General features: G+C 31.3%; 15 protein-coding genes and 3 pseudogenes. 12 read left to right on the top strand and 6 right to left on the bottom strand.

Annotation, left to right across the window (positions count from 1 at the left end; genetic code table 11):
• Window positions 1-18: 18 nt before the first annotated feature.
• A pseudogene (locus EUC40_RS14765) lies at window positions 19-1,155 on the bottom strand (site-specific integrase).
• 235 nt (window positions 1,156-1,390) lie between these two features.
• On the opposite strand from EUC40_RS14765, the gene EUC40_RS14760 reads away from it, so the two are divergent.
• The 7 genes from EUC40_RS14760 (at window position 1,391) to EUC40_RS14730 (ending at window position 7,183) form a co-directional block, all read left to right on the top strand.
• Window positions 1,391-2,239 (top strand): hypothetical protein, encoded by an 849-nt coding sequence (locus EUC40_RS14760; protein WP_156575821.1) that lies wholly within the window; start codon window positions 1,391-1,393, stop codon window positions 2,237-2,239.
• A gap of 28 nt (window positions 2,240-2,267) precedes the next feature.
• Window positions 2,268-2,804, top strand: coding sequence for a hypothetical protein (locus tag EUC40_RS14755; protein WP_156575820.1), 537 nt, complete (start codon window positions 2,268-2,270; stop codon window positions 2,802-2,804).
• A gap of 326 nt (window positions 2,805-3,130) precedes the next feature.
• Window positions 3,131-3,343: a hypothetical protein gene (locus tag EUC40_RS14750; protein ID WP_156575819.1), complete on the top strand. Its 213-nt coding sequence runs from the start codon at window positions 3,131-3,133 to the stop codon at window positions 3,341-3,343.
• 159 nt (window positions 3,344-3,502) lie between these two features.
• On the top strand, window positions 3,503-3,874 hold the full coding sequence (locus EUC40_RS14745) for a hypothetical protein (RefSeq protein ID WP_156575818.1): 372 nt from the start codon (window positions 3,503-3,505) through the stop codon (window positions 3,872-3,874).
• 44 nt (window positions 3,875-3,918) lie between these two features.
• The gene (locus tag EUC40_RS14740; protein ID WP_244322164.1) at window positions 3,919-4,125 is read left to right on the top strand and encodes a hypothetical protein; all 207 of its coding nucleotides are present in this window, start codon (window positions 3,919-3,921) and stop codon (window positions 4,123-4,125) included.
• A gap of 409 nt (window positions 4,126-4,534) precedes the next feature.
• Entirely contained in the window at window positions 4,535-5,203 is a 669-nt protein-coding gene (locus EUC40_RS14735; RefSeq protein ID WP_156575816.1) for a hypothetical protein, read from the top strand.
• A gap of 1,014 nt (window positions 5,204-6,217) precedes the next feature.
• On the top strand, window positions 6,218-7,183 hold the full coding sequence (locus EUC40_RS14730) for a HEPN domain-containing protein (RefSeq protein WP_156575815.1): 966 nt from the start codon (window positions 6,218-6,220) through the stop codon (window positions 7,181-7,183).
• A 236-nt stretch (window positions 7,184-7,419) separates the two neighbouring features.
• Here the strand turns inward: EUC40_RS14730 and EUC40_RS14725 are convergent, their stop codons facing one another.
• From EUC40_RS14725 to EUC40_RS14715, 3 genes and pseudogenes are all read right to left on the bottom strand, one after another.
• Window positions 7,420-7,989: a hypothetical protein gene (locus EUC40_RS14725; protein ID WP_156575814.1), complete on the bottom strand. Its 570-nt coding sequence runs from the start codon at window positions 7,987-7,989 to the stop codon at window positions 7,420-7,422.
• A 132-nt stretch (window positions 7,990-8,121) separates the two neighbouring features.
• A pseudogene (locus tag EUC40_RS14720) lies at window positions 8,122-8,457 on the bottom strand (hypothetical protein); the annotation flags it as partial.
• 193 nt (window positions 8,458-8,650) lie between these two features.
• Entirely contained in the window at window positions 8,651-8,941 is a 291-nt protein-coding gene (locus EUC40_RS14715) for a hypothetical protein (protein ID WP_156575813.1), read from the bottom strand.
• 230 nt (window positions 8,942-9,171) lie between these two features.
• Here EUC40_RS14715 and EUC40_RS27135 point away from each other — a divergent pair, with 230 nt between their 5' ends.
• From EUC40_RS27135 to EUC40_RS14695, 4 genes and pseudogenes are all read left to right on the top strand, one after another.
• Entirely contained in the window at window positions 9,172-9,858 is a 687-nt protein-coding gene (locus EUC40_RS27135) for a lecithin retinol acyltransferase family protein (protein WP_208814608.1), read from the top strand.
• Window positions 9,859-10,186: 328 nt separating this feature from the next.
• Window positions 10,187-10,681 carry a hypothetical protein gene (locus EUC40_RS14705; protein WP_156575812.1) on the top strand — a complete coding sequence of 165 codons (495 nt, stop codon included), beginning with the start codon at window positions 10,187-10,189 and terminating at the stop codon, window positions 10,679-10,681.
• 422 nt (window positions 10,682-11,103) lie between these two features.
• A complete protein-coding gene (locus EUC40_RS14700) occupies window positions 11,104-11,679 on the top strand; it encodes a hypothetical protein (RefSeq protein ID WP_156575811.1) in 576 nt (191 codons plus the stop codon).
• A gap of 280 nt (window positions 11,680-11,959) precedes the next feature.
• Window positions 11,960-12,310: pseudogene (locus tag EUC40_RS14695) on the top strand (SbcC/MukB-like Walker B domain-containing protein); the annotation flags it as partial.
• A 105-nt stretch (window positions 12,311-12,415) separates the two neighbouring features.
• Here EUC40_RS14695 and EUC40_RS26990 read toward each other — a convergent pair.
• Window positions 12,416-12,589 (bottom strand): hypothetical protein, encoded by a 174-nt coding sequence (locus EUC40_RS26990; RefSeq protein ID WP_001141670.1) that lies wholly within the window; start codon window positions 12,587-12,589, stop codon window positions 12,416-12,418.
• A gap of 330 nt (window positions 12,590-12,919) precedes the next feature.
• Here EUC40_RS26990 and EUC40_RS14690 point away from each other — a divergent pair, with 330 nt between their 5' ends.
• Window positions 12,920-13,219, top strand: a complete 300-nt coding sequence (locus tag EUC40_RS14690) for an ArsR/SmtB family transcription factor (protein ID WP_000214795.1) — start codon at window positions 12,920-12,922, stop codon at window positions 13,217-13,219.
• 58 nt (window positions 13,220-13,277) lie between these two features.
• On the opposite strand, the gene EUC40_RS14685 is transcribed toward EUC40_RS14690, so the two are convergent.
• Window positions 13,278-13,463 carry a YkvS family protein gene (locus EUC40_RS14685; RefSeq protein WP_000646790.1) on the bottom strand — a complete coding sequence of 62 codons (186 nt, stop codon included), beginning with the start codon at window positions 13,461-13,463 and terminating at the stop codon, window positions 13,278-13,280.
• Window positions 13,464-13,654 lie beyond the last annotated feature (191 nt).

Raw genomic sequence — 13,654 nt, 5'->3', positions numbered from 1 at the left:
TTTTAGGTTCGAGTCACACTAGCGGTCACACTTTTCGAATACTTCGTCGAGTTTTTCAGCTACAGAACGTTGCATATCAGGTAGCACGTGACTGTACGTATTTAACGTCGTGCCTATATTAGCATGACCTAAACGCTCTGATATGAGTTTTACATTTACATTCTGTTGGATTAATAAAGTAGCATGCGTATGTCTTAAATCATGAAATCTTATTCTAGGTAATCCAAGTTTTTCAGTTACATTGTAAAAGGATCTACGTATGCTACGAGAATCTAAAGGTTTCTCATATTTAGATGGGAGAACCAAGTCTAAGTCGGTGTATTTAACGCCGGCTTTTTCTTTTTCATATTCGACGAACTTACGGTGAGTTTTTAGCTCTTCTAATAAAATTTTCGGAAAATGAATCGTACGTATACTCGTTTTATTCTTTGCACCATATTTTAATTCCCCACGCTCAGATAACGTTTGTCTGACAAAAATTCTATTATTTTCAAAGTCGATATCTTTCCAACGTAGCCCCAAAATCTCACCTTGACGCATTCCGGTAAATACCGCTATTGAAAAGCTAATACGAAATCTTGTAGCGTTCCTCATTGTCTTACTACCATTCAAAAAGGAATTTACCTGATCCAACGTCCAAACGTCCATTTCAGTTTTAGATACTCTAGGCAAAACAACATCGGTTGCTGGATTATCCTTTATAAGTTTAAGTACCTTCGCTCTTTTCAAAGATGTTCTTATAAAACTGAAAGCTAAATTTATTGTACCTTTTGAATATCGATTTTCCTCAATTAATGAGTTGATATAGTGCTGAAGATGCATAATTGTAATGTCTTGAATCCTCAAGTGACCGAGACGAGGTTTTATGATATTTAAGTAATGCGTGTAATTTGCTCGAAAGGTAGATTTTTGAAGTTGATTTTGCCTTTCTTTAAACCATTGGTCCATAAATGCCTCGTATGACATATGAGAAAGCTTAAGAAAATCATCGTTAAGATATTCAGCCTATAAAAGCGTCATTTCTTCATTTGCTTTCCGTTTAGAAGGGAAACCTCTACGGCGTATCTGTTTACGCTTGCCTGTCATTGGATCTTTAATAGCGAAGACAAAGTCCCATTTACCTATATCCGTATTTTTACTTACTGTACCACTCAATCTTATGTCCTTCTTTAAAAAGTCACAAGAAAGAGAATTATACCATCCATTATCCGTATTTTAACGTTTTGGTCACGCTTTGTATAGAGATATATAAGATGAAGACAATTACATAGGGGATCGATATTTGTAGAAAGCTAGAGTAAGAAATATATGATATTATAGAATATAGGGAAATAATGTAAAGGCTATTAAATAAAAACTATATTTTATACAAAGGGGAGAGAATGCATTAATGGAAGATAGGGAACATCAAATTAAAACTGATTTTCTAAATAAAAATAAACATAAATTCTTCCCACAAGGAATTGATACGAATGAAAAAACTCAGGAAATACTTCAAAAAATCGCAGAACTACGTACGCATTTGATAGAATCAATTAACGTATCTCTACGACCTATAATTGATATAGATTGGGAAGAGTTTGAGCGAAAGGAAAAGAAGTCAGCTGAAAATCTAGGGAGAAGAGGCTGGACTCTTCCAATGAACATGACATCAGGAGAAACCATTGGACTGTCAGAAATTGCAGATCAAGATGAATTAGACTTAACACTTTTAGATTTTTACTCAAAAGACGAAGAATTCGAATTTATAAAGACAAATATTCTTGAACATGAATTAACTAAGGAGTGGAGAGAGCTTCTTATACAATGTTTTGATAGTTATGAAAAAGGTAATTATCTAATAGTTATTCCTAATTTATTAATTATTATTGAAAATATCGCACATATTCTTATTTCACCGAGATTTCAAAAATATTTAAAGCCTGATAAAAAAACTTCTTTAAAGACCAAGTATAATAAAGTCCATAGAGAAATTAAAAGAGACAGGACTTATATTGTATTCTACGTTTCAGTAGCAGCATTTTTAAATAGAATATTTGAATTTGGCAATTTCGACAATAATCCAACCCGTTTACCAATGATAAATCGAGATTGGGTGTTGCATGGTCGTGACTATCCGAGTAATTGGAAACAAGTGGATGCTTTAAGGCTATTTAACGCACTACAAACAATCGTAGAATTGGATTTCTTACTGGAAGATCTAGAAAAGGAAGAGAATGATGCAGGTTTAGTTAAATAATAATCTATTTACACAAAGGGGTATTAATATGGACTTTATGAAATTATGGTTTGATCAACTGGATTCCTATATTGAAAGCAATATAAATAAATTCACTTGTAACAACTATTCTCAATTATATAAGTCTTTTTTAAGAATCCACAAAGAAAGATGCGGTACTTCACAAAACCTTACTGGAATTAGTGAGTATTTAGCTAATAGAATATTTTTATATTTAATAGATAACAAAGAAAGTTTTACTCTTAAATCACAGGTACGAGTAGAAGGAGTAGAAAGTTACAATATTCCTGACCTGTTAATTTATAAGAACAATGAAATACATACATTGGTTTCTGTGAAAGCTTTTAATGAATTAGATAATAAAATTATTTATCAGGACTTACAACGAATTGATAATATTAGAGTAAATAATTTAAATTCAATTATGATTAACTTCCTTTCTCACAAATCTACCAATGAAAAAACTATGTATAAATATCAAAGAGAGAATCATAAGTTACTATTCCTGGAACACAACAATAATAGCTTGATTGAAGAAGTAAATGATTTTCTGTTTTGCAGTTAAATAAAAGTTTAATTTTACTCAAAGGAGCGATAACATGAGTTTTATACCCTGGATGTTTGACATAGGTAAGAAGATATGAGTAGGCAGACATTCAATATTTGCAAATGAGGAATTAAGAGGTAAAAGTGGAATCGTTATAGATAGAAAGAGTGAAGAAGAGAATAGGTCGCAAAAATATACAGTAGACTTTGGAGAATTAGGTATATATAAAGATTTACCAGCAATTGTTTTTGATGGAAGATCAAGAAATAGATTGACTTGAGATTATACTAAAATCAATAGTTAAATAAAATAAGAGTTTTATACAAATTAAGGAGGAATATATAATGGGTACAAATGAATGGAAAGTAGAGTTTACGATAGGCGAAACAAAAATTAGTACACCATCAGGTATACAATCGTTGTTAGATATTCAAGAAGAAGGCGAAAGAGTTATGGAAGTCAATAGAGCTGTAAACAATATAAAAAAGGAAACAGGAATAAATCTAAGAGATATAATAGAAGATGTTCATTCAAATGCTGCAATACGGCTTGCATAAAATTCTCTTTTTAATCAAAAATGGAAAAGATTAATTGTCTATTAAAAGAAAAAAAGTAGAGTTAAATCCTTTTTTTTAAAACTAGCGAAAGAACATTATCATTTTTGTGAAATTTTACAAATTTTATATTGGCTATCTCGTATAAAAGGAGAAATGAGTTTGAAAAAAGCTTTAGAAAGAATGAGTGAAGCTTTTAGTTATTTATTTTTTAATGAAAATCCTAACTATGTAGTTCTAGCTGAAATTGGATATAGCATGTTTATGTGGAGAAAATTGCAGATTTTCACACTTCATTTTTTAGATAACCTTGTACTAACAGAGATATCGGTTGCAGAATTGTTTTTACAATTGAAAAAATTTTTGATGGAAGAATCAAAAAAACTGTATGAAAAGTCTGTAGGTGAAAAATTAAATATGCTTAGTTACAAATGGAAGAACCAAGTTAAAGCATCTAGGAGTAAAATAATCTCTAATCTTGTAGAACAAGTAGAGCTACAAGGTGTTTTTTTGAAAATGACAAGAGTGTTTTAAATATTCATGATGCCAAGGGTCAAGAAGCAGAATGCGTATTAGTAATGGCTGAATCAGGAGTGCAGCTTATGGAGTGGCTTGAAAAAAATGAAGTGCTTGAAGAAGCACGCGTAGGGTATGTGGCATTTTCCAGAGCTAGAAAGCTATTGTGTATTTGGGCTCCTTTTCTGCAAGAAAAGGACTATATGTATTTACAAAAATATGTGCAATTTATAGATAAGAGCTATGCTGCAGAATCAGTGGGGAAATGAAATATACTTTTAGAAGGAGTGTACAATTGCTATCAAATTCATAAATTTTATTCTTCACTAAAATAAAAAAGTGAGATAGAAGATGGTGTAGATGGAGAAATTCTATTTTCTGTCTTTCTTGTATAATAAAATAAATTAAGAATATATAATTGTGTCATACATATAATGAGATATGGGAAAAGGAGAAAGGTGAAAATAAGATAAAGGAACTAAGAAGCAGGAGGGACAAAACATATAAAAGAAGTAACGCTATAAATTATAAGAGAAATCATTGTAATTAAATAGGAAGGGAACTTATCGATTTCTGCCTAATAAAGCATGGGTAATAAACCGATAAGTTCCTCTTTTCCAAAAGAGAACACGGTCTACCCATGCTAATTTTTTTGGAAAAATTAGATGGGACGTGATTATGTTGATGAATTTCGGCGAACAACCTGTTAATTTCGACATTGAAAGTGTTGAAGCTTTAACAATTAAAATGAAACGTATTTCGCAAAATCAAAAGAAAACATTTGAAGAGAAGTTAAAGTGGTCTAGAGATATTCATGATTTGGCAATGAACAATTTAAACATGTATAGTGAGCTATTAAAAAAAGAATTTGGGAGCGTATTTCGATATAAAATTCGAGAAACGATTGATGAAAAAGATGCACAAAAACGAATATTACTAGATTGCGAGAAGTTTATAGATAATATAATTCAGGTGTATTTCCCTGAAGAAGTTTTACCGATTTCGTTGAGTAACGGATATCGCGTATTAACAGCAAATGATGCTTATCCAACGACTGTAACAATCTCAAAAAAAACTAAAACAGCAAATAAAGCATGTGAGTTCTATAGCTTACCGAACCTACAATACTTTACATGGATATATTGGGACGAATATTTGGAACACATTAAAGAAGTTATTATTGTGAAGCAACCTTTTCGCATTTTCGAAAGAATTAAACTTAACCCTGAGTTCAAGTTTCAAGAGCGAGAAGTAGAGAAGGGATATTTTGTTTCAATTCCTGTCGAACAAGAATTATTTAAAGAATTGATTGTATTGCATTTAAAGCTCGAAGACTGTATGCATTAAAAACTCTAATTTCCCCCAGCTGAAAGTTGAGGGGATTTTTTTGTGTAAACATCATGTATTTTATGCTTTAGACTATGAATGGAGCACTTTATAGATAAATCAAAAAAGAAACCGATTCCTATTATAGAGTTGGTTTTCGTATTTATTCCGTATTAAAGAGGATCGCCTGAAAACCTCGTAAACGGCCCGTTTAGCGCTGTATTGTCTTGCTGAATTATTCCCGCAAGTTAATGCCCCATGTGTTTATGATAGCGGGGGAGTGAGGGGTTGCTGGGTAGTAAAGGTCACCTGGCGAAAATGGGTCCATTGGGCTAAACACCTGCCGAGGTGGAATCATAAATGTAACCGATCCAACAAATGGTTTAACTCCTTCAGGTGGAGCGTAAATATCGTTTTCCCCGTCGTCACATTCCCTGTTTTGTACCGTTGTGCTAATGCCATCCTAACGATAACGAGTTTTCCGCAAAGGTATCCATCATTAGAAGGGTATATATCACCATCACAAGTATCTTGATAATTTTGTACCGCTATAGTTATAGTTTGCGGTTCGTCAGTCTGATTAAGTACAGAAACTTGAATGAAGTCTGTGTCCGCATTACGAAATAAAGGTTCAGATGTTAACGTTTGGTAGCGAGGCCCACAATGACAATCACAGTCGCATTTTTTATGCTTCTTCCGATAGCACTTATGCGAACGGTCGTAATAATAGTTTTACATAAAAATCACGTACCTCCTTTTTAGTATATGCTATGTGAAGAGTAGGAGGGAGGTTTGGACAATAAAGTGTGATTGGATTGATAGTGTAAAGAGATTAGACGAATTTATTTAATTAGTTCCCGAAAATTGAATAAATCACGTATTACAATACACCAAACTATCATTTAAGTTGGATTGTATATCTGTTTATTAAATAACAAAATGAATATTTTAATAGCTACGATGTACCATCTATATGTTAAAATAATATAAATTATACAATAAACTCTACTCTTATTCGTTGAAGGGGGAACTATTATGAAGTTTAGATTTATTACACCATTTTACAAGTTGAAGCTAGATACTGTACTTAATAGAGGAATAGGTATTTTCCCAGGAGCAAGAATTACAAATGGTCCAGAAGAGAGATTAAAAATAACAAATACACAATTAATGAAAGATACTCTTGGAATTCATTCCATATGGGAATTTGATGATGCAACATATTTATACATAGATGGAGAAATGGACTCTATCAAGAACAAAGAACAAATGGATGAAATAGGAGCAAAGTACACTTATTATTATCTAAGACTTGCCCAAAGTTTTATTTATGAATTATGGAAAATCAAAGATAACAATATTTATGTCAGAGATGGCTTTCTACTGGCATATTATGATAAGTTCGAAGACGGTTTTACTTATAAAGCATCGCTATCAGAAATATGTTATTATTCTACGTGTGAACACAAGGAATCATCTTTTTCAAAAAGTGAAATTCAATCGGTAGCTCGTGAGTTTACCCCTTTTGCAATAGATGAGTATGAAGATAGACATTTTGGAGGTAAGTATCCTGATGCGGATCATCTATTCAAGAGTAAAGGATCAAATCGGATAGATAGAGCATATTATTTTACCCTTATGGCAAGAACCAGCTGTATTTTACCAATGAAAATAGTATCTTATTGCAATGCATTAGAATGTTTATTTACAATTGGAACATCTGAAGTTAACCATAAAATAGCAGAACGTGTTGGCTTGATGTTAGGTACATCAAGTGAATCAAAGAAGGAGTATTTTAAACTTATAAAAAAAGCTTATGATTATCGTTCTCTGTTAGTTCATGGCCAACACCTGAAAGGTGAAGAAGGTAGTTTAATTGAGATTTCCAAAAAGTTAGATGATATTTTAAGGCAACTACTTGTTGCAAAACATGATGTATTTTCAAAAAATGATAAAGAGATGGGAGAATTTTTTACTGATTTACTATTTAACGTATACTAAAAATCTCACTCATTTTCAAAGGGGAATAAAAATTTGAAGAACGAAAAAAATTAAAATAAGTAAAAGCCGTCCTATTGAACGGCCTTTTTTGTTGCTATTAAACTTAGAATTTACTTTTAGATAATGCTTTTAATATAGGTTTAACAATTAAACCTATTAAACGAAAACCTTTAAATATAGAGCGTACAACCTTTATGAAGATGCCTCTTAAATTTAAAAAATATATCAAGTATTTATTATACTTGAGCGTTCATAAGTAGCTCTTTTAGTTTTTCGGTAGAAAGTTCATCTATTTGTTCCAAGTGATTTGTATTAAACCATAGGGTTGAAGCAATTCCCCAGTCAGCAAAAGGAGAAAATTTTCCGTTATATTGAATATCACCATTTGCAACTTCATCCGAAACACTAATTGCATCATATGTTTGAGACATGTTTTCAAAATCAATTTTATAAATCCCTATAGCAATTTCTTTTCCGTGGAGATTTGTAGGGGCTTGAACAAATGTAGAAATTAAATAAGACGGAAGAATTTCTAACGCATCTTTTACTGTATTTAAGGTTAAAATATTCGCTTCGGGTTTGATGTTAAATACAAATCCTAAAGGATTACTGTATTCAAAATCTACATGCCCAGATAGCAACCATTTAGATCCATCTGCTACACTATAATCTGCAGTCCAAAGTCCACCTTCAGGACGATTTAAATGATTGCTTATAGGTTCAAATTGTTGTTTGTTAAAAGGTTTATTTTTAATAAAAAGTTGGTTGTTCATGCGTTGTAGCGATGCTATAGTATCATAACTCATGTAATGATCTCCTTGTTATATTGTTAGTTTACTTGATTAATATGCTTTGTTCACTTTTTGAAATTCTAAATGTGTAAGACCATAGGTGTTTAAAGTCCACCCTGCCATTAACATAATTGGTAAAGCGAATGTTACGAGTTTATGAATGTCTTTGTATTTATCAAGTACTCTTATGTTCTCCATACGATCTAAGGCTTCATCCATATCGTTTGCTGTTTTAAATACATCTTTATATTTCTTATTATCCTTTGGAGCTTCTCCTAGTTTTAACAATAATTCATCCTTCTTGAATTGAAATTCTACCAGTTGCTCACAAATATAATACGGATACTGTTTTTCAGATGTTCCTGTTTTCAACATAGCTTTACTAGTTTCCTCAGTCTTAGGGATAGAATCTTTTTCTCCTACTCCACAACCTACTAATAATAGAATAGGTATTGCTAATGATACGAGTTTCGTGGTTTTCATTATGTATTACTTTTTGGAAATCATTTCAATTAATTAATATATTGTACCATGATATAGATTGAATAAATAATATGAATCCCCCCTTTTATTTTTATAATTCTGAATGTTTAGTATTTTTGTTTTTTATGCTAACATAAATTCACTATCAAAGTAGAACTGGTCCATTAAGTTGTTTACACTTCTGTTGAATTTATTATTTTTTATCTAATTCGTCTAATAGATCCATCAGTCGGTTGTGTTCTTTAACGGCTTCCTCCACATTTACATTTTTATCTTCTAAAAACTTAAATACACACTCTTTAGAGCAGTATCGACTTGAATCAAATTGATTAGTTAGATATTCATTCACAAGGTAAAAGTATTTGTGAGTTTGGATATTTACTTTTCCACCACATGTTGGACATTTGAATGTGAAATTAATCTTTCTCCTTGTGTTCATTTCTCTTCTTTCGTATGCATCTTCATTAGTAAGTCTATTATTCATTTAATACAACCCCCATTTCAATAGTATTTTTAGATGCCGTAGATATTACTTTATAATATGAAAATAGATCCTTAAAATAAAAAGTAAATGGTATCAATTTAAATGTAACATATAAATAATTGAATGTATTTTAAATTTAACATATACTGTAAATGTAGTCTTCTATATTATTTATAAGCTAATTACTTTGAATAGATTAATGTGACAATTAATAAAAGGAGAATTTAAAAATGGGATTTAGAGATTTTCTATATAATGTACAAAATTCAAAGTTAGGATGTAAAATCACAGAAACAAAAGATGCAGTAAGATACAGCAAGGTAGGATGGGCGGTAAGTGACGCAAAAGACAAAATAGCAGATGTTACATATTCAGCGAAAGAAGCCATCGAACAAAGAAAATTCCAGAAGGAACTTAGTACTAGTAATCTAGAGTATGATATTATTTCTCCATTTCAAACAGGTATTCCCCCTAAATTCATTATGAAGCCTCGAACAAAGCTAGAGCCAGGTTTGGGTTCTCCAATATACTGTGACTTAGGATTTGGGACAATGGAACATTCAGGTATATACGTGGGGAACAATGAAGCTGTTCAGTTAAATGGAAAAGGTCAAATTGAAAAAGTAAACCTATATGAGTTTACTAGCAATGTGACATCAACACTCAAAGAGATAGTAATACCACTAGACAAAACTTTTTGTATGCCGATCTCTTTTGAATCTGCTTATCATAGAGCGTTAAATAGTGTTGGCAAATCAAGAGATTACAATTTAGTATTCGATAATTGTCATCAATTCACTAGTGGTTGCCTAACTGGAGACTTTGAATCCTGCGACAACTTTCTAACGTATTTAAAATGGACCACTGAGAATTTATGTGTAGATAAAATTAATTGGGTAAACTGGAAATGGAAATAAATATCTTATCAACGGCTATGGAGCTTAGTAGTTAGGATGTTTTTTGTTTATCTCCATTCTACGCATGTAGTTACAGTTAGAACACTGCACTTCTTGTTTTTTTATATATAGCCTAACGAAAAAAGAAACAATGGAAGTGTAGTGAATGCTCCGATATTAGAAGTTTGGTAAGAACCTACTGTTTATTGGTTCTTTTTTTGTTGAAATATCATTCAACTATTTTATAAAACTGAGTGATATAATCATATTAGAATATAGAATTATAAGATAATGGGGGAGTTCTATGGATTTAAAAGAGTTTGCACTCAAGAATAAGATGTGGATATTGGTGATTGCAGGGTTATTAATAATTGGGTACTTCTTTTTTGGTAGAACTAATGGAGTAACAAAAGAGCAATTCGAGGATAAACTGAATGAAATGTCAGATGGCAAAATTGCAATCGTAGACTCTGAAGTTACATTAATATCGAAAGATAAAAGTCTATATACTGCTAGTTGGAATGGGATGGGGATTTCTGCAGGTGTAGATAAAGACAATAATATTACGATGCCATTTTTAATAGGGATTAAGCCTGGTAGTCAAATAAATGAGATAACGATAGGACAATATCAAGAACTGATTCAGCACATTATCAGAATAAATGATCCTAAGCTATCAGAAGAAGATGTACAACATTTGATTACAAATGAGTTAAACTTTAATAGTTATATTACGAATAGAGAAAAACACTCTATAATAAAGCATGATATACGATACGAGCTTAGTCCAGGAGGGGATTCTGCTCCATGGTTTACATTGGTGATTACTCCAAGTAAACAATGATACATATAAGAGAAAGTATTAAATAAATATATAGTTGTTAAAATAAAGCTCTGTTTACGCAGAGGTTTATTTTATACCTAAAAACGTCATTCTCAATTTGCTCAAACATTTAAATGGTGTATATAATGAAGTTTATATTTGAAATATTTAATCTTATAACGTCTCGTGTCTATAAAGTATGAAAAAGAAGAATGGGAAATATTACGGGTGATAAATAAATCTCAGGTAGTATTGAATAGGAAGGCACAAGGGGATGAGGGATGTCACGGTACAATGAGATTTCCTTCACACAATAAAAAGAATGCTTTAAATGAATTTTAAAGAAGAATGAAAAATATTACATAATATGAAGTTTATATATATATGGTAAAATATGATACTTTACTAGTTGCAGTGAGAATTTTAAAAAAGGGGATATATATATGTTGAAAAAATGGGGAGTTACGTTATTGATAGTGGCATTAGTGGCTGGATGTTCGTCAAAGACAGATACAGTCAAAGAAGAAACTAAAAATGAAGAATCAAAAGTAGAAGAAACTAAAGTTGAACAAGTTAAAGAAGAACCAAAAGTTAGTTCAGTTGAAGAGGAGAAAGAGAAGAGAAAAAAATATGTTGATAATATTATTATCATTATGGATAAGACTGCAATGGCAAATGATATTATTCAAAAGTTACTAAATCAAGCAGAATCAAATCCAGCGTTGTTTGGGGATAGTAAGTGGAAAGATGCTATAATAAATGGATACAAAGCAATTGGAAATGATTATGGTACATTAAAAACATACCCACAACAACATATTCCAGATGCATATAAACAACATCATGAAACATTAATAAAAAGTTATGAAGTAATGATGGATAGTGGGATAAAAATATTGCAAGCAGTCAATGAAACAAATTCAGATAAAATGAAAGAAGGATTAGAATTAAGATATAAATCTAAAGAATTGTTTGATAAATATGGTAATGACCTAGCGAGCGTTCCAGACCCAAAATAATTAAGAAAATGGGTAGTTATACATTGTAAGCCAAACTCTCACGACGCACGTCCAATTTCTGAACTCCACTCTTTACAAAGGTGGAGGAACTAACCAATATTATTTAGACATTATACAGATTTGACTTTAACGACTAAAATAAAAAAACGTAGGAAAAATCCCTACGTAATGGACGTTATAATCTCTTGATTTGTAACGGTTTATAATATAAGTTTTATCGTTCTATCGGTCACACTTTGTACGAATATCCTTACTAAATACCTCCTAAAAAGCCTTTTGAATAGCCATTTTCGTATACGACGCATACACCGGTCAAACACGCGATGTAAAAACATTATCTGGCGGTGAGAAATTTAACGCATCGCTTTGCTTAGCGCTTGGAATGGCAGACGTCATTCAGGCGTATGAAGGCGGTATTTCCATCGAAACGATGTTTATCGACGAAGGATTCGGTTCATTAGATGAGGAGTCATTAACGAAAGCAGTTGACGCCTTAATTGACTTACAAAAATCAGGCCGATTTATCGGTGTCATTTCGCACGTACAAGAGCTGAAAAACGCAATGCCAGCTGTATTAGAAGTAACGAAGCAGAAGGATGGGTGTAGTGAGACTAGGTTTGTGGTGAAGTAAGTTCTGGAAACAGAGTAGGATCCCATTTGATACTTTTAGTGTAGTTTGTATAATTAACAAAACGTCGTCTCTTCAATTGAGGCGACGTTTTGTTTTGCTAAATGTTTATGAATTATCAGAAGATGGCGGCGTATTTGCCAAACGGTTATAAGCCTTAAAAGCTGCAATTGCCGATATAACACCACCAGCTAAAAATAAAGTTGATCCACCAACTAAAATGATCCGACTGACATATGTCTCACGTGCTTCTTCTACTTGTTCTTGTAACGCTGTAGGCATATGAAATCCTCCTTTACATAATTGTTTTGTAAATAGTATATACAAACGCCTAAAATATGTTAAAATCACTGGATAGTTTAATAGGTGGAGTATCAATTTAGGATATAAGTGGTTTAACAAATCTTCATTATAAATTTATGTAAACTTCACATACAGCACATATTAAAATTGTATTATGTATATGTACCAAATAAATAAAGTGAATAATAGTAAGTTCTATTTTTGAAAATTGAAAATCCTATTATTTTTATATAAAGGTCTTGATTAGGAATTTTTAGTTTTGGAAATGGTTCTTAATAAAAAGGAATTCATATAAAAGGGGAATGTCTTATGACAACATATACGAGTGAGATGAAGAAAACTTTAGTTTCAGAAGAAGATGTAGATATTTTAAAAATTATGGCGCATCCAATCCGATTACAAATTGTAAATGAATTAAGCACAAGAAAAACGTGTAACGTAACACAATTAACAGAATTGCTAAATATTCCACAATCGACTGTTTCGCAACATTTATCAAAAATGAAAGGTAAAGTGTTACGTGCAGAGAGAAGGGGTTTAGAAATTTATTATCACATTAATAACTTAAAAGCGAGCAAGATTGTTAGTGTTTTAGGATATATAAATTAATGAAGTAAAACAATATAAAATAGCCTCTGCTGCTAGGCAGGGGCTATTTTATATTGTTTTATGTACTTGCATTTAAAATTTTATAGTTTTTATGATTTACAATTGTTCGATCAAATTCAAAAGTACCACCGCTTACATTTGTAATTTCAACTAAGACCGATTCAGTATATAGTTTTAGTACAGATCCTGTAATCTTTAAATTATTTCGTTGAAAAAGTATAGTATCCCCTACGTTTGCTTTCATAGTACCTCCTCATAAAAGACAGAAATATTTTTTTATTATATATATTAAACCACGGATAGATATATTAGTGAATATTTAGTTTTGTTTATCAATAAAATATTTCTTGTCTAATAAAATAGTATAGAGTACTCCTATATTAAAAGTTATATTTTATTTACGTTTATTATATGCAATGTAAATTGTTTCAGCAT

Source organism: Bacillus luti (assembly GCF_009739945.1).
In the GTDB taxonomy this organism is placed as follows: domain Bacteria; phylum Bacillota; class Bacilli; order Bacillales; family Bacillaceae_G; genus Bacillus_A; species Bacillus_A luti.
This window is presented reverse-complemented; position numbering and strand designations above follow the sequence as displayed.

Excerpts from the sequence above, each read along its gene's own strand:
- EUC40_RS14760 (WP_156575821.1), top strand. The coding sequence starts at position 1,391 with ATGGAAGATAGGGAACATCAAATTAAAACTGATTTTCTAAATAAAAAT.
- EUC40_RS14755 (WP_156575820.1), top strand. The coding sequence starts at position 2,268 with ATGGACTTTATGAAATTATGGTTTGATCAACTGGATTCCTATATTGAA.
- EUC40_RS14700 (WP_156575811.1), top strand. The coding sequence starts at position 11,104 with ATGTTGAAAAAATGGGGAGTTACGTTATTGATAGTGGCATTAGTGGCT.
- EUC40_RS14685 (WP_000646790.1), bottom strand. The coding sequence starts at position 13,463 with ATGAAAGCAAACGTAGGGGATACTATACTTTTTCAACGAAATAATTTA.
- EUC40_RS14730 (WP_156575815.1), top strand. The coding sequence starts at position 6,218 with ATGAAGTTTAGATTTATTACACCATTTTACAAGTTGAAGCTAGATACT.
- EUC40_RS14715 (WP_156575813.1), bottom strand. The coding sequence starts at position 8,941 with ATGAATAATAGACTTACTAATGAAGATGCATACGAAAGAAGAGAAATG.
- EUC40_RS14690 (WP_000214795.1), top strand. The coding sequence starts at position 12,920 with ATGACAACATATACGAGTGAGATGAAGAAAACTTTAGTTTCAGAAGAA.
- EUC40_RS27135 (WP_208814608.1), top strand. The coding sequence starts at position 9,172 with ATGGGATTTAGAGATTTTCTATATAATGTACAAAATTCAAAGTTAGGA.
- EUC40_RS14725 (WP_156575814.1), bottom strand. The coding sequence starts at position 7,989 with ATGAGTTATGATACTATAGCATCGCTACAACGCATGAACAACCAACTT.
- EUC40_RS14735 (WP_156575816.1), top strand. The coding sequence starts at position 4,535 with ATGTTGATGAATTTCGGCGAACAACCTGTTAATTTCGACATTGAAAGT.
- EUC40_RS14740 (WP_244322164.1), top strand. The coding sequence starts at position 3,919 with ATGGCTGAATCAGGAGTGCAGCTTATGGAGTGGCTTGAAAAAAATGAA.
- EUC40_RS26990 (WP_001141670.1), bottom strand. The coding sequence starts at position 12,589 with ATGCCTACAGCGTTACAAGAACAAGTAGAAGAAGCACGTGAGACATAT.
- EUC40_RS14750 (WP_156575819.1), top strand. The coding sequence starts at position 3,131 with ATGGGTACAAATGAATGGAAAGTAGAGTTTACGATAGGCGAAACAAAA.